Source organism: Azotobacter tropicalis (assembly GCF_059739045.1).
In genome coordinates, this window is the sequence record NZ_AP046059.1 from 2,704,376 (window position 1) to 2,725,084 (window position 20,709).

Genomic DNA, 20,709 nt, shown 5'->3' on the forward strand with positions numbered 1-20,709 from the left:
CGGTTACCAGATCTCGGCAGGGGTGAGCTTGTCCGCGTAGGGCTCGCCGCCCAGCAGATGCTGCTCGACGATGATCGCGGCGTCGGCGGGTTCCACCCAGCTGTACATGACCGCACCGGGGTAGATCAGCACGTTGGCGCCGGCCTGGCACGGGCCGAGGCAGCCGGTGGTGGTCAGGGCGATGCGATTGGTCAGGTTCTTCTGGATCAGCACCTGGGCGAAAGCGTTGTAGACCCCTTCGGCGCCCTTGGCACCGCAGCTGCCGCGCGGATGCCCGGCGGGACGGTTCTGACCGCAGATGAAGATGTGGAACTCAGGCTTGGCCATGATCGTGTCTCCTCAAGCCGCCGCGGCTTCGTGGCTGTGGCACTGCTTGGGGCAGACCTTGGCGCACGAGGTGCAGCCGATGCAGTCCATGCCGTCCTTGACGGCCATGACCATCATCTCGTCGTCGTCGTCATGATCGTCGTCGGCTTCCAGGACGTCGGCACGGTCGACCAGTTCGAACACGTCGCGCGGACAGACCTTGTAGCAGCGGCCGCAACCGATGCAGGTCTGCGGATTCACTGCGATGATGAACTGCGGAACCCACTCGGAGCCGCCACGGGTACGCCCGGTAATCATAGCCATCTACTTTTTTCTCCTGCCCGCCCCTTGCGGAGGCGGAGGCCAAACGGTTGTCGAAATCGATAAAGGCGGTTCGAGGCCGCTCTCAATGCTTGTGTTCGTGCCGCCCGGCTTCGTGGGCACGGGCGGAGCGGCCCGCGCCAGGGCGGGCTGCCAGGATCGGGCCTTGCGGCCCCGGTGTAGAGGACCCGAGCCTCGTGAGCCAGGGTCCGGGCACGCCCCTCGGAAGGCGCATGCCGTGTCGCGGCGCAAGCCGCCGCCCGGCTAGGCGGCGCCGGTCGCGTCGAGACGCGCCTTGGCCTCGGCCCATTCGAGGCAGGCCTGGTGGGCCTGGCGGGCCAGTTCCGGCAGCGAATCGTAGTCGTTGAACAGGCGATCCTCGACCAGGTCGTGGATCTGCGAGGCCCACTCGGTCGCGATGCGCTTCTTCTGGCTGACTTCTTTCTTCAGCGCCTTGATGTCGTCTTCGGTCATCGGTGTCTCTCCCGGTCGATCAGAGCTCGGCGACCGTGCGGTGCTCGCTGACCAGCGCTGCGGCCTTGCTCTTCTGCTTGTTGGCCTCGGCGACCAGCGCCTCCAGGGAGTCGAAACCGAAGCGGTGAACGTCGCGCAGGGTCTTGTCCAGGGCGACCAGCTTGCCGACCAGGATCAGGGCGCGGCCGAAGCCTTCGTGGGTGATGTTGATCACCGGCACGGCGAGCAGGCCGGTTTCGCGCTCGAGCATCTGGGCAAGGGCGTTGTAGTAGGCCTTGACCCGGGAGATGGTGGTTTCGTCCGGGTCGCCGACCACCGGAATGGCCTTGCGGCGCTCCTTGGTCAGCACCAGCGGATCGAGCACGCGGGCGTCGCTCCAGGTGTCGTAGGTGCCGTAGCTGTCCACGGCGCGCAGCTGCACCACCATCTGGCGGATGATCGGATCCTGCAGGAACTTGTCGTCTTCCTGCACCACGAGTTCTTGTTGCTCGTCGTAATACATGTACGCTTCCTCGCTGAAAAAGTGATCGGGCCTATTCGTCCCAGCCCTCGGCGGCCATGGCGTCGAAGCGCTTCATGTCCGGGCCGCGGGTGCGCTGGATGGCCTTGGCCAGCCAGGCCGAAGGACCTTCGCGCAGTTCGGCCTGGAGAATTTCGATGAGCTCGGCGATACGCGCGCCCTCGCTCACCTTGACCGGCTGCACGCCGATGCTCATCAGCTGGCGCACCGCCGAGGCGCCGCAGGCGCAGCAGTACACGGCGACGCAGCCGTCGAGCAGCTCGATCTTCCTGACCAGCTTGTCCTCGTTGCCGTCCTGCTCCAGCTCGCCGAACTCGACGACCGAGAGCAGCTGGGAACGCTCGGGATTGACCCCGAAGATGGCGAAGGAACGCGACGAGCCGAAGTGCTGGTCGACCAGTTCGCGATCGGACGAGGCGAAGGCGACCTTCAGCAAGGTGCCGTCGTCCTCACCATCCAGTACCTGCAATTGTCGGGTCGGGCTGGACATTGCTCAGTGCCTCCATTGCGGCTGTTCGGTTGCGGGTTTCTGCGCATAGATCGAGTGATGGGGTTGGATACCCTGGTGGTTTTCGACCAGCAGGTTGGCCATGTCGAACAGGGCCTGGGTGGTGCCGCGATAGCCGCACCAGCAACGCTGGAAGCCGCCGATCAGGTCGTACTGCGGGAAGCCGACACGCAGCAGCGGCACGCCCAGACGCTTGGCCGGCTGCAGTGCATGGCTGTTGCCCAGCAGCAGCTCGGCACCCTCGGCGCGAGCGCTGTTTTCCAGGTCTTCCAGATCGCCGATCTGGATGGCGGCCAGCGGCGAGTCTTCCAGCGCGGCGGCACGAGCCGGCACCACCGCCGTCACGGTGCGCGAGCCGACGCTGCGCAGCAGGCGGTCGTAGGCCAGCAGCAGGTCGGGGTCTGCGGCGATGGCCACCCGGCTGTCACCGAGCATGAAGTGGGTATCCAGCATGGCGTCCTGCAGCTGCTGACGCTGGCGCTGCAGACGCGGCGGCACCGGGTTGCCGCTCAGGTTCGACAGCGTGACCAGCCACTGGTCCACGGCTTCCAGCCCCATCAGCAGGCCGAAGCGGTGATCCGGCACCCCGGTGCGCTCCTTCAGCAGGTCGGCGGCAGGGAACAGGCTCTCGCCCACCACCAGGGTGGCGATGCTCTGGTTGCTGCTCTTCAGCTCGTCCACGGTCAGGCCGCCGGTGGTCAGCGAGTTGAGGCGCGACTCTTCCAGGTGGCCGTCCAGCGAGCCGGACAGGTCCGGGATCAACACCGGGCGCAGGCCGAAGCCCTCGATGCTCTCGCTGATGAACTCCAGGTCACCGGGCGTCAGGCTGGAGGAGCACAGCACGTTGACCTGGCGCTGACGCTGGCCGACCTTGCTGCGGTCTTCCGGCACCAGGGTGTCGATGATCGCCGTCACCGTGAGGGCGTAGCCGCTCTCGAAGCTGCCGGAGAAGTCCGGGGTATTGACGGCCACCACCGGCACGTTGTCGAACTGCGGGAACTTGCTGCGGAACTCGTGCAGCGCCGAGTGCAGGTCACAGCCCTGGGTTTCCGACAGGCCGGTGGTGACCAGGCCGATCAGGCCGGGCTTGTTCTTTTCGCTGATGACCTTCAGCGCTTCGACGATGTTGTCGTCGGCGCCCATGATCGAGGTCACCTGATCCATCGCGGTGGTCTGCAGCGGAATCGGCTCGCGGAAGTGACGGACGAAAAACACCTTGGCAAAGGCGGTGCAGCCCTGGGAACCATGCATGACAGGCATGCTGCGTGCCATGCCGAGGATGGCGAGCACGCCACCCATGGTCTGGCTGGCCTTCAGCGGACTGACGGCCAGTGCCTTCTTGCGATTGATGATCTCGGCCATGTCTCTCTCCTCAGGCGCCAGCCTTAACCGGCTGCGGGTAACCGTTGCTGTCCCAGGGTGCCGGGCTGCGGGTAGCCGCCCAGACCGGGCTCTCGATGGTCAGGCACAGCTGACGCACCAGTTCGATCATGCCGTCGTAGCCGGCATAGCCGAATTCACGCTCTTGGTTGATGTCGAGGAAGGGCACGCGCCCCTTGAGCGAGGTGTACAGGTTGCGGCCGCCGGCGATCAGGATGTCGGCCTTGTAGTCCTCGACGGTCTGCAGCAGGATCTTCGGGCTGCCCTCGTCCAGCATGCGGACGTCATCGCCCATCAGCTCGCGGATGCGCGCCTTGTCCTCCTCGGTGGACTTGCGGGTGCCGGTGGCCACCACCTTCATGCCCAGATCCTGCAGGGCGGAGATCACCGACCAGGACTTCACGCCGCCGGTGTACAGCAGCACGCGCTTGCCGCTCAGGCGCTCGCGCCACGGCTCCAGCGCGGCACGCACCTTGGCCTCTTCGCGCGCGATCAGCGCTTCGGTGCGGGCAATCAGGTCTTCGTCACCGATCAGGCGGGCGAAGTCGCGCAGGGCCTGGGAGGTGTCGGTGATGCCATAGAAGCTGCCCTCGAACCACGGCGTGCCGTAGCGCTCCTGCAGCTTGCGGGCGACGTTGAGCATGGCCTTGGAACAGACCATCATGTTCACTTCGGCGCGGTGCATGGTCTGCACCTCGCGGTAGCGGGCGTCGCCGGCCAGGGTGCAGAGCACGCGGATGCCCAGCTCGTCGAGCAGCGGCAGGACATGCCAGAACTCGCCGGCGATGTTGTATTCGCCGATCAGGTTGACGTCGTGCACCTTGATGCCGGGACGCTCGCTGCCTTCCGGCAGCGGATCGGGCTCGCGGGTGCCGATCACGTGCTTGAGCATGGCCTCGCCGGCGATGCGGTTGCCGAGGTTCTTGGTGCCATAGAAGCCGGCACAGTCCACCGGAACCACCGGGGTGTCGAAGCGCTCGGCAGCGGCCTTGCACACCGCGTCGAGGTCGTCACCGATCAGTGCCGGTACGCAGGTGTTGTAGACGAACACCGCCGGCGGCGCGTAGGTCTCCACGGCCTGCCGGATCGAATGGAACAGGCGCTTCTCGGCACGCCCCATGATCACGTCGTTCTCGGTGAGATCGGTGGTCATGCCGATGCGGTACAGGTCCGGCCCGCTGGAGCGGGTACCACGGTTGTCCCAGGAGCTGCCGGCACAGGCGATCGGGCCGTGCACGATATGCGCGACATCCACGATCGGCAGCAGCGCGATCTGTGCACCGTCGAAGGCACAGCCACCGGCAGTCGCACCGGGCTTGGGCTTGGAACAGCCGGACTTTTCCTTCTTGTTGTGCTCGCAGGCAGGCTCGTCGAGCAGCTCGGCAATGTCCTTGGCTTTCATCGCTTACCCCTCTGGTCGTTGATGCAGCGTGTGCAATGAATCATTGCAATGCCCGTACCACAACCCAACCAATTGATTTACAAGGATTTCTAGCGAAAGACCTTTGTCACAAACGCGCCTTCCTGTCGGTTTTGCAACAAGCGGACAACCGGCAACGGGCATTCCCGCCAACGCCGGGCGAAAAGCGACAAGAGTACGGAAAGCCGGCGCGAGGCCGCCCCGGCCGCACGGTTCGTTCCGGGGCGGCGGCGGGATCAGGAGAGGGTGGTGCCGAGCCGCTCGGCGATCGCCAGGCGGACCTCCGGATCGGGTTCGTCGAGCTTGCGCAGGGCGGCCAGCGGCGCGTGCTCCACCGCGGCCAGACGCACCGTCCAGTCCGGGTCGTGGAGCAGTTCCAGGAGGTCGTCGCCGCGCAGGCGAGAGGCGACGATGCGCCGGACTTCGGGCTCCGGGTCCTGGGTCATCAGCCCCAGGCTCTCCTCGGGCAGGCGCTTGGCCACCAGTTTGCGCACCTGGCGGTCCTCGTCGCGCATGAAGCGGAACAGCCGGCCCTGGGGGATGCGCTGCACCACGTAGGCGCGCACCAGGTAGTCCTTGTCGGCGGCCATCTGCTCCAGTTGCTCCAGCGGCAGGCGGTCGGCCACGGTGATGCGCACCTCGCGGTCCTCGTCGTGCATCAGCGCGCCGAGCTGCTCGCGCGGCAAGCGGTAGGCGACGGCGCGGCGGACCACCTCGTCGCTGTCGCGGATCAGCGAGGTCAGCGCCTCCACCGGCGAATAGCGTACGGCGATGGCGCGACGCTCCCAGAAGGGGTCGGCCAGGTACTGCACGGCCAGGTGCGGATTGTTACGGAAGAAGCGATCGATCTGCCGTCCGCTGTCCACCGCCACGCAGGCATCACCCGGGGTGCAGCGACCGGTCAGCAGCAGATTCATGCGAAAGCTGCAGGCCCGGCAGTCGCCGATGGGGGTGATGTCGCCTTGATCGTCAGCCATGCCTCACCTCAATCCTCGATGATTTCCGCCAGGACGATGCCGGAGGCGGAGCCCAGATCGTTGCTCAGCACCGAACAGTGGTCGCTGGAGTTGACCAGGTAGACGTTGAAACCCGGGCGCTCGGCGACCGGCTTGGCGTTGACCGCGATGTCGTCGTCCATGCAGCAGGTGAAGTGCACACCCGGATGGGCAGCGCGCAGACTGGCGAGCAAGCTCTCGCCCAGCGCCCCCTGTTCGGCCTGGCGGATGACATCGTCGAGAAGTGTTTGGCTGATCATGGCTATGTCCTCATCCGGAGCAGTTACTGGGTGAAACGTACGCGCTGGTCGGGCCCGGCACCCATGACCTTGGCCAGCCAGGGGGGCGGCGCGGTGGCCAGCACCCGCTGCAGTTCCTCGACGATCTCGCGGGCCGGCTGGGCACGGGCCAGACGCACCGGATGGATGCCGGCACGCACCACCTTGGCCGCCGCCGGACCGCCGATGCTCAGGGTGTAGAGCAGCTGGCAGTCGCCGAGCAATTCTGCCCGACGCGCATGACGGTCTTCATCCTCGCGACAGGGGCCGGGCTCGCGCAGGTCGATCAGGCGGGTCTCGCGGGGCGAGATCTGGTAGATGAGGAAGCGTGCACAGTTGCTGAAGATGCCGTCCAGACGCTCGCCGCTGTCGGAAGCGCAGGCGATGCGCACCGAGTCCTGGAATTCGCCGTCGCGATAGGGTTCGGGGACCGGCAGGGGGTCTTCCGGCATGCGCACGCCGCGGCCCTTGAGCAGGCCGAGCGCACTGTGCAGCTGGCGGTCGGTCAGGACCAGCTGCACCTCGTTCCCGCACGCTTCGAGCAGACGGGCACGCAGGCGGGAAGCACGCAGTTTGCGCAGACGCGCTTCGGTGATGGGTTCTCCAACGGCGGCAATCAGGGCGCGCAGCAGGTGGGCGGTATCCACCCCCTTGAGCGAGCGTGCCGCCAGGGCGATGCGCAGGGCCAGATGGGCCGGCAGGGGGGCCTGGCCGTACGGCGGTTGCGCACTCATGGAATCAGGCCTCGCCGGCTCGCTTGGCGCGCACGGTGATCGGCAGCTTGGGTTGCGGGATCGGCTCGATGTAGTAGCTCGAACCGTCGCCGAGGGTGACCTCGCCGCCCCACTGCTCGGGGCTGTCATGCTCCAAGGACACCACGATTTCTTCCTGGTCTTTCTTGGCGATGTAGAAGGTCAGCTGACCTGCGTCGTTGCGGCGAATCATGACACTGGGCATGGGCTTGCTCCTTAGACAGATTTGGCGGTTGCCGCAGGCCGGACGCCGAAGGCCCGAACCCGCAGCCGCCGCCAAGGAAGAGCCGGAGCGGCTTGCGCCGCCCCGGCCGGGACCACTGAACCGACGACTTAGCGAACCAGGTCGTGGTTGTAGTCGGTGGCCTGCATACCGCGGGTTTCCTCGTCCAGACGCTCTAGGATCGAGTTCACCAGGGTGGTCAGGATCTGCATGGCACCCTCGTAACCCAGGGTGGTGGAACGATGCAGGTGGTGACGGTCGAAGATCGGGAAGCCGATGCGGATCAGCGGAACTTCGAACTCTTTGCCCTTGTGCAGGGTGTCGCGCTGGATGAACTTGCCGTAGCTGTTGCCGATCATGAAGTCCGGCTTGTTGGTGAAGACCAGGGAACGCATGTGCCACAGGTCACGACCAACGTGAACTTCACAGTCCTTGCCATACGGGGAAGCGGCCAGGATGGCGTCGACCGCCTTCTTCCAGCGCTTGCTGCCGTTGTTGCACAGGATGTGGGTCGGCTCGCAGCCCAGCTCCAGCAGGAACTTGACCATGCCCATCACGAAGTCCGGATCACCCCACAGGGCGAACTTCTTGCCGTGCAGCCAGGTGTGGGAGTCGGTCATCATGTCGACCAGACGGCCACGCTCCTTGGTCAGGCTTGCCGGAATCGGCTGACCGCTGACTTCGCTGACTTTCATCAGGAATTCGTCGGTCCAGTCCAGACCCATCGGGATGTTCAGCTTCGGAACTTCGTGCTTCCAGGTACCTTCGACGAACTTCTTGGTCTTCTCCAGCTGCCAGGGTTGCAGCAGCAGGGTGTTGATGGCGTTCGGCGCGTCCTTCATGTCTTCCTGGGTGGTGCCGCCCGCGTACATGCGGAACTGACCGTCAGCCGGGGTGTCCAGCACTTCTTCCGGATCGGAGAGCAGGCTGTAGCCTACGCCCATTTCCGAGAGCATGCGCTTGATCACGCGGAAGTTGCCCAGGTAGGTTTCGAAGCCGGGGACGACGTTGATCTTGCCGTTGCTGCCAACCACCTTGTCGTCCATGGACTTCGCAGTGAAGTAGCGGGCAATGCCTTCGAACATGTTGTCCCAGCCGGTCACGTGGCTGCCCACGAAGCTCGGGGTGTGGGCGAACGGAACCGGGAACTCGTCAGGAATGAAACCTTCCTTCTTCGAGTTGTTGATGAAGGCGTTGAGGTCGTCACCGATGACCTCGGCCATGCAGGTGGTGGACACTGCGATCATGTCGGGCTTGTAGGTAGCCTTACAGTTCTGCAGACCGTCCTTCATGTTCTGCTGGCCGCCGAACACCGCCGCGTCTTCGGTCATGGAGTCGGAAACGCAGGAAACCGGCTCACGGAAGTGACGGTTGAAGTAGGAACGGAAGTAAGCCACGCAACCCTGAGAGCCGTGCACATAGGGCATGGTCTTCTCGAAGCCCAGCGCGCACAGAACAGCGCCCAGCGGCTGGCAAGCCTTGGCCGGGTTGATGGTCAGGGCTTCGCGCTGGAAGTTCAGTTCCTTGTATTCTTCAGTGGTGGTCCACTGGAACACTTCGTCGATTTTCTCTTGCGGATGCTTTTCCTCGAAGCCGTCGCGCTTCTTGGCAAGCATGTCCTTGTAGTCTTGATCGAGGAACAGCGGGTAGCTGGCTTTGATGTTATCGACTTGCTGGCTCATGACTCTCTCCTACGCCCCACTCATCTGTGGACGGCGATAGCGGATGTCGGCTGCGGGCAGACCCGCCCGCAGCGGACGTTGCGTACGATTACGGACTATCAGGCGCTGGCGGCGACTTTCTCGGCAGCTTCGGAAGCTTCCCAAGGAGCCTGCAGCTTCTTCCAGCACGGATTGTTCAGGGTCATGTCCATGTCGCGGGCGAAGATGGCGAAGCCGTCGAAGCCATGGTACGGGCCGGAATAATCCCAGGAGTGCATCTGACGGAAGGGGACGCCCATCTTCTGGAAGATGAACTTTTCCTTGATGCCGGAGCCGATCAGGTCGGGCTTGACCTTCTTGACGAACTCTTCGAATTCGTAGCCGGTCACGTCATCGTACAGCAGGGTGGAGTCACCCATTTCCTTGATGGTACGGTCGTAGTCGTCGTTGTGAGCGAACTCGTAACCGGTACCCACCACTTCCATGCCCAGATCTTCGTAGGCGCCGATCACGTGACGCGGACGCAGGCCACCGATGTAGAGCATGACGCGCTTGCCTTCCAGGCGCGGGCGGTACTTAGCCACGATGGCTTCCCACTCCGGCTTGTACTTGGCGATCACTTCCTCACACTTCTTCTGGATCGACTCGTCGAACTTGGCGGCGATGGCGCGCAGGGATTCGATGGTCTTGGTCGGGCCGAAGAAGTTGTACTCCATCCATGGGATACCGTACTTCTCTTCCATGTGACGGGAGATGTAGTTCATCGAGCGGTAGCAGTGAACCAGGTTCAGCTTGACCTTCGGGGTCAGCTCGATTTCGGCGATGGAGCCGTCGCCGGACCACTGAGCCACGCAGCGCAGGCCCATTTCTTCCAGCAGGATGCGCGAGGACCAGGCGTCGCCACCGATGTTGTAGTCACCGATGATGGCTACGTCGTAGGGGGTGGTTTCGAAGCTGTTGTCGTCGTCGCGGGCACCCAGGACCCAGTCGCGGACTGCGTCGTTGGCGATGTGGTGACCCAGGGACTGGGAAACGCCGCGGAAGCCTTCGCAACGCACCGGAACCACGGTGGTGCTGTGCTCGGCGCCCTTGACCTTGGCCACGGACTCGATGTCGTCACCGATCAGGCCGATCGGGCACTCGGACTGGATGGAGATGCCCTTGTTCAGCGGGAACAGGGTTTCCACTTCGTCGATCAGCTTGGCGAGCTTCTTGTCGCCGCCGAACACGATGTCCTTCTCCTGGAAGTCCGAGGTGAAGTTCATGGTGACGAAAGCGTTCACACCGGTGGTGCCGATGTAGTAGTTACGACGGCCGGCACGCGAATACTGGCCGCAGCCTACCGGGCCGTGGGAGATGTGGATCATGTCCTTGATCGGACCCCAGACCACGCCCTTGGAGCCGGCGTAGGCACAGCCGCGGATGGTCATCAGACCGGGCTGGGACTTCTTGTTGGAAGTGATGCACTTCTTCGACTGGGTAACCGACTGGTCGTTGACGGCCAGGTGCTTGGCGCGGTCTTTACGGGCTTTCTCGGGGTAAACTTCCAGGACTTCCTGGATGAGGGACTCGACCTCTTCGCGCGACATACCGGACATTGGGTATGACTCCTCTTGCCTTAGCATTCATATGCGGGTAACGGGTGGGGCGCCCGCTGCGCGGGCCGCCTCCCCGACAGAGCCAATCTGCCCTGTCCCGTCCTTCTGAAACCGAAACGGCGATCAGACTTCTTCGGCGGTCTTGCCGACGATGGATTCGTCTTCGACTTCCATGATGCCGAACTCCATCAGCAGCTCTTCGAGCTCGTCCATGGTGATCGGGTTCGGGATGACCAGCAGCTTGTTGTCGACGACCTTGCGGGCCAGAGCGCGGTATTCATCAGCCTGCTTGGCTTTCGGATCGTATTCGATCACGGTCATACGGCGGATTTCGGCGCGCTGTACGACGTTGTCGCGCGGCACGAAGTGGATCATCTGGGTGCCCAGCTTGGAGGCCAGAGCGATGATCAGCTCGTCTTCGCGGTCGGTGTTACGGCTGTTGCAGATCAGGCCGCCCAGACGCACGCTACCGGAGTTGGCGTACTTCACGATGCCCTTGGAGATGTTGTTGGCGGCGTACATGGCCATCATCTCGCCGGAGCAAACGATGTAGATTTCCTGAGCCTTGTTCTCGCGGATCGGCATGGCGAAGCCACCGCACACCACGTCGCCCAGTACGTCGTAGAATACGAAGTCCAGATCGTCTTCGTAGGCGCCTTCCTCTTCCAGGAAGTTGATCGCGGTGATAACACCACGGCCAGCGCAGCCAACGCCCGGCTCCGGACCACCGGACTCAACGCACTTGACGCCGCCGTAGCCGACCTTCAGCACGTCTTCCAGCTCCAGATCTTCCACGGTGCCGGCTTCGGCAGCCATTTCCATGATGGTGTTCTGGGCCTTGGAGTGCAGGATCAGGCGAGTGGAGTCAGCTTTCGGGTCACAACCAACGATCATGACCTTCTTGCCCATCTCGGCCAGGGCCGCCACGAGGTTCTGAGTGGTGGTGGATTTACCGATACCGCCCTTGCCGTAGATGGCGCATTGACGCATAGCCATAGTTAAGTTCCTCAGGTTGCATTTCCACTTGAAAGTTCGGCTTGTCAGCCTGAACAAGTCCGCGCACTGAACCTAATGCAGCGTCTGTGCCAGCACCTGCCACTCACACTTAACTAATTGATTTATAAGAATTTAACATACAAGGACAGATCTGCCGGGCGGTTTGATACATAACAATCCCCCTACAATCCCCCTACTTCGACTGTTGTAATTGCTACAACCGAACAATGCCCCGACATCCTCCCCGGATCCGACCACCCACCCACGCCTGTGACAAAACTGACAATTGTCGCGAAGCTGCGCCCTATCCTGGCTCACGGACACGACAAGCCATCCTGTGCCTTATAATAAAATCCTTTAATTTCATGAAGTTAGTTTCAAAACGCCATCCGGCTCGGATATTGCAAAGGGTTGTCGATTCTTGCCCTTCTTTCAGCAGGAGAGTCCAGTGACCAACAGCTTATTAAAGGAAATCCTCGCCCAGCTCGGCTCGGGCGACATCGTTCCCTACCTGGGCCCGGGCGTCCTGCGCGGAGTCGTCGATCGCGACACGGGCAAGCCGATTCCCGCCGACAGCGACAGCCTGATCCTCGCCATGACCGGCGGACAGCCGATGTCGCCCCGTCTTATGTATGAGTTCTCCCGGGCCGCCATGCATGTGGAGAACAAGAAGGGCCGCAGCTTCATCGAACGTTTCCTGACCCAGGTCTACGGTGGCGACAACTGGACTCCGTCGCCGGTCCACCAGTGGCTGGCCGACCTCGAGCTGCCCTACATCATCGACTGCAACCGCGACACCCAGCTGCAGCACTGCTATATCGCTGCCGGACGCAAGCACACCCTGGTGGTTGGCGCCGCGCGCCTCGCCGCAACCCCTTACCGCTTCGACCTCTACCACTTCGCGGACGGCAAGTACCGCAAGATCGTTCTGGAAGAGGTCGACACCGCCCTTCCGGTGATCTTCAAGCCGCACGGCACGCCGCTGCCCAAGCCCGGCTACGTGGCCTCGGACGCCGACTTCGTCGACTACATCACCGAGCTGATGGGCGGCTTCGCCATTCCCGACTGGGTCAAGCTGCGCCGCAAGAACAAGCGCTACCTGTTCCTCGGCCAGCACTTCAACCGCGACACCGAGCGCATGGTGATGAGCGACATGATCTACGACGCCGCCGAGCCGGCCGGCTGGGTCCTGATCGATCAGCCGAGCGCCAAAGAACGCAAGGTCTGCGAGCGCAAGAACCTGCAACTGATCGAGGCCGACTGGAGCAGTCTCCTCGCCCTCGCCAACCCCAGTGCCACGGAAGTGGCCTGACTCCTCTTCCTTCATCTAGACGAGAAGCCAACCATGCTGTTGAAAAGCTACGAAGACCAATCCCTGCTGTGCAACCTCAGCGTCAAGGGCGCAACCACCGAAGCCGGCGTCGAAGCCTTCCGTGGCGACCTGGTCGTGATCGAAGGCGAAATCGCCGACGACGCCGGCCGCCGTCTGCCGCCGAAAGCCGTGCTCAAGCAAGCCGGCCTGCTGTTCAAGAACGACAAGCTGAGCATGGTTTCCGGTGGCCTGGACCAACTGGCCCAGATCCAGCCCTTCTTCGACCGCTACAAGGGCGACCTGGCTGCCGACGTACAGGTGATCTTCTACGTGAGCAACCTGAGCAAGCCGGTCTACACCGAGCTCGACGGCGTCAAGATGATCCTTCAGCCGCACGAAGAAGGCGCCATCTGGAACACCATGATGGACGACCTGCGCCTCGACAAAGAAGACTTCAAAGGCCAGAGCGCCGAAGACAAGGTCATCACCATGGCCCAGGGTCTGGCCGACTACAAGCCGAAGTACGAGACCGTCTCCTTCGCCGACGCCCTGACCTTCGTCTCCACCGTCGTGCGCGAGCACCGCGGTCCGGTTTAATCGACCGCACGGTTTTACCCCTTTCTTTTGGCAAGGACGCTCCACTAGGCCTTGTTCGCCACTCCCCCTCCTCGCAGGGGGAGTTTTCTTTTCGGGCCCCGCTTTTCCCCAACCGCTCAAACCTCGCGCCGCAGCCGGGTGAAGGCGCCCAGTTCCCACTCGCGCAAGGCCAGCAGCATCCCGGTGCCATGCCGCTTCGCCAGCGGTGCGGCCAGACTTTCCTCGTGCAGTTCGGCGAAGCGCCGGCGCAACGTGCGGATCTCCGCCTGCAACTTGGCCAGTGCCGACTCGGTGAGCATGCCGTGGGCGAAGCCCAGCACCTCGTCGCCGCCGGCAAAGTCGCTGGTCAGGAACTCGCCTAGGCCCTGGCGCAGAAAGAAGCGGTGGATCGGCCCGTTGGGGCGCCAGTCGAAATCCCGCGCCACGTTGAGGCGCACGCGATTGCCCGGCAGCAGGTCGAGCAGGCGCAGGCGGTCGAGCCGGGCCAGGCGCTGGATGCATTCCGCCTCGCCAAGCCGGTAGACGGCGAGGATCTCGTCGAACGTCCAGTGATTCAGCACGCAGACCGCCACCAGCAGCAGCCTCTCGTCGGAGACCAGTTCGCGCTCCTGGCCCTCGCTCAGGGTATGCAGGCGGGTGCCGCTCAGCGCCGCCTCCTGGGCCAGTTCGGCGAGGCTGAAGCCGAGCAGGTGGCTGATCTCGAGCAGCCGGTCGAGACTGAAACGTCGGCTTGCGAACATGCGCTTGACGCTCGCCTCGGACAGGCCGAGGCGGCTGCCCAGCTCGCGATAGGTGATGCCCTGGGCTTTCAGGCGCTGCTTGAGGGTGCCTACCAGGCGGTCGAGTTCGCTCATCGGACAAAAGTATCGTTTTCCGCTACCTACCCGGTAATTCTGCACGACTTTTTCCGACAAGGTTTCGCTTTCATCCACGAGCCGCCATGCTGGCGGCTCCTCCATGCCAGGAAACGATCATGTTCAAGCCCTTTCTGCGCCTGCTCCTCAAGACCCTGTTCCGGGTCGAGGTCGAGGGCGACCGCAACGTCTTTGGCGATCCGCGCACGCTGATCGTCGCCAACCACGAATCCTTCCTCGACGGCCTGCTGCTCGGCGTATTCCTGCCGGTGGACGCGGTCTTCGTGGTGCACACCCAGATCGCCAACCGCCCGCTGTTCCGCTTTCTGCTGCGCTTCGTGCCGCACCTCGCGATCGACTCCAGCAGTCCGCTGGCGATCAAGCAGATCGTCCGGCTGGTGGAAAGCGGAAGGCCCGTGGCGATCTTCCCGGAAGGGCGGATCACCCGCACCGGCTCGCTGATGAAGGTCTACGACGGTGCCGCCCTGGTCGCCGCCAAGACCGGCGCCACCGTCGTGCCGGTGCGCATCGACGGTGCTGCGCGCAGCTATTTCGGCCGCCTGGCCGGGGTGTTTCCCCGTCAGGCGTTCCCCAGGATGCGCATCGCGATCCGTCCGCCGCAGCGCATCCCGATGCCCGAGCGGCCCTCGGCGCGGCTGCGCCGCCGCCGTGCCGGCGAGCTGATGCGCCACATCCTGCTCGACATGCTGGTCGCCACCCGCCCGCAGCGCACCCTCTACGAGGCCTTTCTCGACGCCAAGGCGACCTTCGGCACGCATTACCGGCTGGTCGAGGACATCCGCCTGCAGGAGGAAACCTACGGCTCGCTGCTGAAGATGGCGCTGGCCCTCGCCCGCCTGACCTCGCGCCTGAGCGTGCCGGACGAAACGGTCGGGGTGCTGGTTCCCAACGCCGCGCCGGCCCTCGGCCTGCTGCTCGGCCTGTCGCTCGGCCGGCGCGTCCCCGCCCTGCTCAACTACACCGCCGGCCCCGAGGGGCTGCGTGCCGCCTGCCAGGCCGCCGACATCAAGACCATCGTCGCCTCGCGCACTTTCGTCGAGAAGGCGCACCTCGGCCCGCTGCTCGCCGCCGTGCCGGAGATCCGCGTGCACTACCTGGAGGATCTCAAGGCCGGCTTCGGCCCCGTCGACCGCCTGTGGGTCCTCTGGCATCTGGCCTTCCCGCGCCACGCGGCGCTGCCGCAGGCGCCGGAGGACGCCGCCGCGGTGCTGTTCACCTCAGGCTCGGAGGGCAAGCCCAAGGGCGTGGTCCACTCCCACACCTCGCTGCTGGCCAACGTCGCGCAGATCCGCGCGGTGGCCGACTTCACCCCGCAGGACAAGTTCATGATGGCCCTGCCGCTGTTCCACGCCTTCGGCCTGACCTGCGGCGCGCTGCTGCCGCTGGTTTCCGGCTGCCAGGTGTTCCTCTACCCCAACCCGCTGCACTACCGGGTCATTCCGGAGCTGGTCTACGACCGCAACTGCACCGTGCTGTTCGGCACCTCGACCTTCCTCGGCAACTACGCCAAGTTCGCCCATCCCTACGACTTCGGCCGCCTGCGCTACGTGGTCGCCGGCGCCGAGCGGCTGGCCGAGAGCGTGCGCGAGCAGTGGCTCGACAAGTTCGGCATCCGCATCCTCGAAGGCTACGGGGTCACCGAGTGCGCGCCGGTGGTGGCGGTCAACGTGCCGATGGCCTGCCGCAACGGCAGCGTCGGCCAGCTGCTGCCCGGCATCGACTACGAACTGGAGCCGGTGCCCGGCATCGCCGAGGGCGGCGCCCTGCACCTGAAGGGGCCGAACCTGCTCAAGGGCTACCTGCTGTTCGACCGCCCCGGCGTCATCCAGCCGCCGCCGGCGGTCCGCCCGGGCTGGTATTCCACCGGCGACATCGCCAGCATCGACGCCGACGGCTTCCTGTACATCCGCGGCCGGCTCAAGCGCTTCGCCAAGATCGCCGGCGAGATGGTCTCGCTGGAGGCGGTGGAAAGCCTCGCCGCGAGCGCCGCGCCGGACTTCGCCCATGCCGCGGCAACCCGCAGCGACGCCGCCCGCGGCGAAGCGCTGGTACTCTTCACCACCGCCCCGGAGCTCGGCCGCGAACGCCTGCTCGCCGCCGCCCGGGCGCTCGGCCTGCCGGAGCTGGCGGTGCCGCGCGTGATTCGCCGGATCGACGCACTGCCCCTGCTCGGCACCGGCAAGACCGATTACCAGAGCCTCAAGCGCATGGCCGAGGAGACCCCCGCATGAGTTCGTCCCTTTCCCTTCTGAAAGCCCGCCGCTTCGGCCCGCTGTTCGTCACCCAGTTCCTCGGTGCCTTCAACGACAACCTGTTCAAGAACGCCCTGGTGGTCCTGCTGACCTTCCAGACCACGCAGTGGACCAGCCTGTCCCCCGGCCTGCTCGCCAACCTGGCGGCCGGCCTGTTCATCCTGCCGTTCTTCCTGTTCTCGGCGAGCGCCGGGCAGCTGGCCGACAAGTACGACAAGGCCCTGCTGGCGCGCTGGACCAAGCTGCTGGAGATCCTCATCGTGCTGCTGATCGGCGCCGGCTTCTGGCTGCACAGCCTGGCGATCCTGCTCACCGGGCTGTTCCTCCTCGGCCTGCAGTCGACCCTGTTCGGCCCGGTGAAGTACGCCATCCTGCCGCAGCACCTGGGCGAGGCCGAGCTGGTCGGCGGCAACGCGCTGATCGAGGCCGGCACCTTCGTCGCCATCCTGGTCGGCACCCTGTCCGGCGGCCTGCTCGCCGGCGTCGAAGGCGGCACCCTGTGGATCACCGCCGGCTGCCTGGTCGTCGCCGTGGCCGGCTACCTCGGCAGCCGGCGCATCCCGGTGGCGCTTCCCCCGGAACCCGGCCTGCGCCTCAATCCCAACCCGATCGGCGAGACCTGGCGCAGCATCGGCCTGGCCCGCGCCGAGCGCAGCGTGTTCCTGGCGATCCTCGGCATTTCCTGGTTCTGGCTGTACGGCGCGTTGCTGCTCGCCCAGTTCCCGGCCTACACCAAGGACGTGCTCGGTGCCGCGGAAGGCGGCGTGACCCTGCTGCTCACCGTCTTCACCCTGGGCATCGGCAGCGGCTCGCTGCTCTGCGCGCGCCTTTCCAGACAGCACCTGGAGACCGGCCTGGTGCCGCTGGGCGCCCTCGGCCTCAGCCTGTTCGGTCTCGACCTGGCCCTCGCCTCGCCCGCCAGCGCGCCGGGCGCCCCGCTCGACCTCTCCGCGCTGCTGGCGGCGCCGGGTACCCTGCGCGTACTCGCCGACCTGTTCGCCCTCGGCCTGTTCGGCGGCCTGTTCATCGTCCCGCTGTACGCCCTGATGCAGCTGCGCTCGGCCCCCGCGCAGCGGGCGCGAATCGTCGCCGCCAACAACATCCTCAACGCCCTGTTCATGGTCGTGGGAGCCATCGCCGCAGCGCTCCTGCTGGCGGCGGGGCTGTCGATCCCCGCGCTGTTCGCTGCCGCAGCGCTGGCCAACGCCGCGGTGGCGCTCTACCTCTTCCGCCTGCAGCCGGAGTTCCTGCAGCGCTGCGCCGCCTGGCTGTCGAGCCTCGGCGGCCTGCTGAAGCGCGGCACGCCACAGCCGGAGACGATCGCCCCGGAAAAACCGGAGGAGCGGCCATGAAACCGACCATCGTGCGGACCGACCCCGCCCAGGCGTTCATGACCGCCGAGCGCTGCCGCATCCTCGAGTTGTGGAACCGCGCCGACGATCCGACGCTGTCCGTCGCCCTGGCCACGCTGGCACCGGGCGAGACCACCCAGCTGCACCGCCTGCACGGGGTGGACGAGCGCTACCTGATCCTCCACGGCCAGGGCCTGGTCAGCCTCGGCCGGCAGCCGCCCGAGCCGGTGGGGCCGGGCGATCTGGTGATCATCCCGGCCGGCATAACGCAGCAGATCGCCAATACCGGCGACGGCGAACTGGCCTTCTACTGCCTCTGCACGCCGCGCTTCACGCCCGGCTGCTACGAGACGCTGGGGGATTGATGCCCTGGCCGGGGCGCCACCGGCGCCCCCGATATATTCTGGAGAACATATAAGAAACGGTTACCCAGAAACTGCCGGACCGAATCCGGATATATCCCACACCAAACCGCCGATCACGCTGTATTCCCTCGAATAACTTTCCCAACGAAACTTTACATGTCGCTCGACCGACCAGAAAAGTTTTCGAAGCGCCGCAAATAATCGACAGAAAGTTTGCTACGGCAAATCTGGAACCCCCGACATGATCACGTTTTACCAAGCCTGAAAGCGTCTAGAATGCGCGCCGCATAGAAGCCTCGAAAATCAAAAGACAACTTGAAGTGCGCAAGAAGTTGCACAGCAAGTGTCTTTTAGAACGGCCATGAAGTTTTGCGACACCACCACGGATAGAACTTCGAAAGCGGGAATTCAGGGATTGAAACACGCGAGCAAGTTGGCGGCGCACTATCTGCGCCTGGCCAGATCGCCGATCGACGAAGACAACTTCGCCGGCACCGACATGCGTTATTCCCCGGAATACGAGTCGCTGGAAACCGAGCTCGGCAAGGCCACCGCGCTACACGAGTGCGGTAGTGTGGACTGGCAGAAGATCTGCGACGGCAGCGAGGCGCTGCTCGCCGGGCAGTCCAAGGATCTGCGCGTGGCCGCCTGGCTGGTCTGGGGGCTGTTCCAGCGCGAATCCTTCGCCGGCCTGCAGGCCGGGCTCGGGTTGCTGCACCACCTCTGCCGCGAGCACTGGGACGAACTGCATCCGCGCAAGCCGCGCACCCGCGGCGCCGCCATCGGCTGGCTGCTGCCGCGCGTGGAGCGCACCCTGGCCGAGCACGTGCCGGTCGGCGAGCAGCTGCCGCTGTTCCGCGCCCTCGCCGAACAGCTGCACGGCCTGGAGCGCTGCCTCTCCGCCCGGCTCGGCGCCGAGGCTCCGCTGCTGTTGCCGCTCTGCCGGCGCCTCGACGAGATGCTCGCACGCGCCGGCCAGGCCCAGCCGGAGGCCGGCCCGGTGGTCGCCGCCCTCGTCCAGGTCAGGCAGGCGGCCAGCCAGATGCTTTCCAGCGCCGCCCCGGTGGACAGCGAAAAGGAGGCCCACAAGAATCTGCGCGCTCTGCAGGAGCAAGCCCGGCCGCTGTGCGCCTGGTGGCTCCGCCAGAAGGCCAGCGACCTGCGCGCGCTGCGCCTGGCGCGCACGCTGCTCTGGCTGCCGATCGACGCCCTGCCCGAGCGCAACGCCGAGCAGCTCACCGCCCTGCGCGGCCTGCCGGCGGACCGCCTGAGCGCCTACCGCGAACGCCTGGCCCAGGGGCTGCATGCCGACCTGCTGGTCGACCTGGAAGCCAGTCTCGCCCGCTCGCCGTTCTGGCTCGACGGCCAGCGCCTGGCCTGGGAATGCCTGCAGGGCCTCAAGGACGAGCCGGCGATGCGCGAGGTGGAGATCCAGCTGGCGCTGTTCCTCCAGCGCCTGCCGGGCCTCGAGGCGCTGCGCTTCCACGACGGCACGCCCTTTGCCGACGCCGAGACCCGCGCCTGGCTCGCCGCCCGGGTCACGCCGCACCTGCAGCCGGCAAACAGCCGCCCTGCGCCCGCACCGGCCGTGCAGGGCGCCGCACCGGCCTGGGAAGAGGTGCTGGAAGAAGCCCTGCAGCTACTGCGCCACGACGGCCTGAAGAGTGCGGTGCGCCGGCTCAAGCAGGGCCTGGATGGTGCCCGCGGCGGCCGCGAGCGTTGCCACTGGCAGCTGGCCCTGGCCCGCCTGTGCCTAGCCGCCAAGAAATACGACCTGGCCAAGGTCCAGCTCGAATCCCTTGACCGGGAGTTGCAGGCCGCCGGCCTCGGCGCCTGGGAGCCCGCGCTCGTTCTGGAGGTGCTGCGCCTCTTGCACCACTGCTGCGAGCTGTTGCCGCAGAACCACGCGGTGCGCGAGCGTCGGGACGAGATCCACCGCAGGTTGTGCCACCTCGATCTCGAGGCGGCGCTGGATTAGCCCCATCACGGAGAACCCCATGGCCAAAGAAGGCTCGGTAGCCCCCAAGGAACGCATCAACGTCACCTTCAAGCCCGCCACCGGCGGCGCCCAGGAAGAGATCGAGCTGCCGCTGAAACTGCTGGTGCTCGGCGATTTCACCCAGCGCGCCGACACCCGCAAGCTCGAGGACCGCAAGCCGATCGCCATCGACAGGCACAGCTTCGACGAGGTGTTGGCCAAGCAGGAGCTGAACCTGACCTTCGCCGTACCCGACCGCCTGCAGGACGAGTCCGGCGACGAGCAGTTGCCCGTGCAGTTGCACATCGGCTCGATGAAGGATTTCAACCCGGCCAGCCTGGTCGAGCAGGTGCCGGAGCTGAAGAAGCTGATGGAGTTGCGCGACGCCCTGGTCGCCCTCAAGGGGCCGCTGGGCAACGCTCCGGCCTTTCGCAAGGCCATCGAGAGCGTGCTGGCCGACGATGCCTCCCGCGAGCGCGTGCTCGCCGAGTTGGGCCTCGCCGCCCAGGACAAGCTGAACGCCTGACCTCACCCGACAAGGACGTA

General features: G+C 65.2%; 22 protein-coding genes. 7 read left to right on the top strand and 15 right to left on the bottom strand.

Going from position 1 to position 20,709, the window contains the following annotated elements:
• Window positions 1-3: 3 nt before the first annotated feature.
• From Atro_RS12915 to nifH, 14 genes are all read right to left on the bottom strand, one after another.
• Window positions 4-327: a 2Fe-2S ferredoxin gene (locus Atro_RS12915; RefSeq protein WP_349572204.1), complete on the bottom strand. Its 324-nt coding sequence runs from the start codon at window positions 325-327 to the stop codon at window positions 4-6.
• 12 nt (window positions 328-339) lie between these two features.
• On the bottom strand, window positions 340-630 hold the full coding sequence (gene fdxB / locus Atro_RS12920; protein WP_131339942.1) for a ferredoxin III, nif-specific: 291 nt from the start codon (window positions 628-630) through the stop codon (window positions 340-342).
• A 261-nt stretch (window positions 631-891) separates the two neighbouring features.
• Window positions 892-1,101 carry a CCE_0567 family metalloprotein gene (locus Atro_RS12925; protein ID WP_497922830.1) on the bottom strand — a complete coding sequence of 70 codons (210 nt, stop codon included), beginning with the start codon at window positions 1,099-1,101 and terminating at the stop codon, window positions 892-894.
• A 19-nt stretch (window positions 1,102-1,120) separates the two neighbouring features.
• On the bottom strand, window positions 1,121-1,603 hold the full coding sequence (locus tag Atro_RS12930; RefSeq protein ID WP_497922832.1) for a NifX-associated nitrogen fixation protein: 483 nt from the start codon (window positions 1,601-1,603) through the stop codon (window positions 1,121-1,123).
• A 31-nt stretch (window positions 1,604-1,634) separates the two neighbouring features.
• On the bottom strand, window positions 1,635-2,111 hold the full coding sequence (locus tag Atro_RS12935; RefSeq protein ID WP_497922834.1) for a NifB/NifX family molybdenum-iron cluster-binding protein: 477 nt from the start codon (window positions 2,109-2,111) through the stop codon (window positions 1,635-1,637).
• 3 nt (window positions 2,112-2,114) lie between these two features.
• Window positions 2,115-3,491 (bottom strand): nitrogenase iron-molybdenum cofactor biosynthesis protein NifN, encoded by a 1,377-nt coding sequence (nifN, locus tag Atro_RS12940; protein ID WP_497922836.1) that lies wholly within the window; start codon window positions 3,489-3,491, stop codon window positions 2,115-2,117.
• A 10-nt stretch (window positions 3,492-3,501) separates the two neighbouring features.
• Entirely contained in the window at window positions 3,502-4,911 is a 1,410-nt protein-coding gene (gene nifE / locus Atro_RS12945; protein WP_497922837.1) for a nitrogenase iron-molybdenum cofactor biosynthesis protein NifE, read from the bottom strand.
• Window positions 4,912-5,165: 254 nt separating this feature from the next.
• Entirely contained in the window at window positions 5,166-5,906 is a 741-nt protein-coding gene (locus Atro_RS12950; protein WP_497922839.1) for a 4Fe4S-binding leucine-rich repeat protein, read from the bottom strand.
• 8 nt (window positions 5,907-5,914) lie between these two features.
• Complete coding sequence (locus tag Atro_RS12955) at window positions 5,915-6,184, bottom strand: DUF6129 family protein (RefSeq protein ID WP_497922841.1); 270 nt, start codon at window positions 6,182-6,184, stop codon at window positions 5,915-5,917.
• Between the two features lie 23 nt (window positions 6,185-6,207).
• On the bottom strand, window positions 6,208-6,936 hold the full coding sequence (locus tag Atro_RS12960; protein ID WP_497922843.1) for a dinitrogenase iron-molybdenum cofactor biosynthesis protein: 729 nt from the start codon (window positions 6,934-6,936) through the stop codon (window positions 6,208-6,210).
• A 4-nt stretch (window positions 6,937-6,940) separates the two neighbouring features.
• On the bottom strand, window positions 6,941-7,159 hold the full coding sequence (nifT, locus tag Atro_RS12965; protein WP_152387825.1) for a putative nitrogen fixation protein NifT: 219 nt from the start codon (window positions 7,157-7,159) through the stop codon (window positions 6,941-6,943).
• 128 nt (window positions 7,160-7,287) lie between these two features.
• Window positions 7,288-8,859: a nitrogenase molybdenum-iron protein subunit beta gene (gene nifK / locus Atro_RS12970; RefSeq protein WP_497922845.1), complete on the bottom strand. Its 1,572-nt coding sequence runs from the start codon at window positions 8,857-8,859 to the stop codon at window positions 7,288-7,290.
• A 98-nt stretch (window positions 8,860-8,957) separates the two neighbouring features.
• Window positions 8,958-10,436, bottom strand: coding sequence for a nitrogenase molybdenum-iron protein alpha chain (gene nifD, locus Atro_RS12975; protein ID WP_497922847.1), 1,479 nt, complete (start codon window positions 10,434-10,436; stop codon window positions 8,958-8,960).
• Window positions 10,437-10,559: 123 nt separating this feature from the next.
• Window positions 10,560-11,432, bottom strand: coding sequence for a nitrogenase iron protein (gene nifH / locus Atro_RS12980; RefSeq protein WP_497922848.1), 873 nt, complete (start codon window positions 11,430-11,432; stop codon window positions 10,560-10,562).
• A 448-nt stretch (window positions 11,433-11,880) separates the two neighbouring features.
• Between nifH and Atro_RS12985 the strand changes: the two genes are divergently transcribed.
• Together Atro_RS12985 and Atro_RS12990 are read left to right on the top strand one after the other, a co-directional pair.
• Window positions 11,881-12,744 carry an SIR2 family protein gene (locus tag Atro_RS12985; RefSeq protein WP_497922850.1) on the top strand — a complete coding sequence of 288 codons (864 nt, stop codon included), beginning with the start codon at window positions 11,881-11,883 and terminating at the stop codon, window positions 12,742-12,744.
• Window positions 12,745-12,777: 33 nt separating this feature from the next.
• The gene (locus Atro_RS12990) at window positions 12,778-13,341 is read left to right on the top strand and encodes a hypothetical protein (RefSeq protein WP_497922852.1); all 564 of its coding nucleotides are present in this window, start codon (window positions 12,778-12,780) and stop codon (window positions 13,339-13,341) included.
• Between the two features lie 116 nt (window positions 13,342-13,457).
• Here Atro_RS12990 and Atro_RS12995 read toward each other — a convergent pair whose 3' ends face one another.
• Window positions 13,458-14,195: a helix-turn-helix domain-containing protein gene (locus Atro_RS12995; protein WP_497922854.1), complete on the bottom strand. Its 738-nt coding sequence runs from the start codon at window positions 14,193-14,195 to the stop codon at window positions 13,458-13,460.
• A 119-nt stretch (window positions 14,196-14,314) separates the two neighbouring features.
• Here Atro_RS12995 and aas point away from each other — a divergent pair, with 119 nt between their 5' ends.
• From aas to tssB, 5 genes are all read left to right on the top strand, one after another.
• A complete protein-coding gene (gene aas / locus Atro_RS13000; RefSeq protein WP_497922856.1) occupies window positions 14,315-16,447 on the top strand; it encodes a bifunctional acyl-ACP--phospholipid O-acyltransferase/long-chain-fatty-acid--ACP ligase in 2,133 nt (710 codons plus the stop codon).
• The gene (locus tag Atro_RS13005; RefSeq protein WP_497922858.1) at window positions 16,444-17,820 is read left to right on the top strand and encodes an MFS transporter; all 1,377 of its coding nucleotides are present in this window, start codon (window positions 16,444-16,446) and stop codon (window positions 17,818-17,820) included. Before aas ends, Atro_RS13005 begins: the two co-directional genes overlap by 4 nt.
• Entirely contained in the window at window positions 17,817-18,185 is a 369-nt protein-coding gene (locus Atro_RS13010; protein ID WP_497922860.1) for a cupin domain-containing protein, read from the top strand. Before Atro_RS13005 ends, Atro_RS13010 begins: the two co-directional genes overlap by 4 nt.
• A 415-nt stretch (window positions 18,186-18,600) precedes the next feature.
• Window positions 18,601-20,163 carry a type VI secretion system protein TssA gene (tssA, locus tag Atro_RS13015; RefSeq protein WP_497922862.1) on the top strand — a complete coding sequence of 521 codons (1,563 nt, stop codon included), beginning with the start codon at window positions 18,601-18,603 and terminating at the stop codon, window positions 20,161-20,163.
• Between the two features lie 19 nt (window positions 20,164-20,182).
• Window positions 20,183-20,689, top strand: a complete 507-nt coding sequence (tssB, locus tag Atro_RS13020) for a type VI secretion system contractile sheath small subunit (protein WP_497922864.1) — start codon at window positions 20,183-20,185, stop codon at window positions 20,687-20,689.
• Window positions 20,690-20,709: the final 20 nt, after the last annotated feature.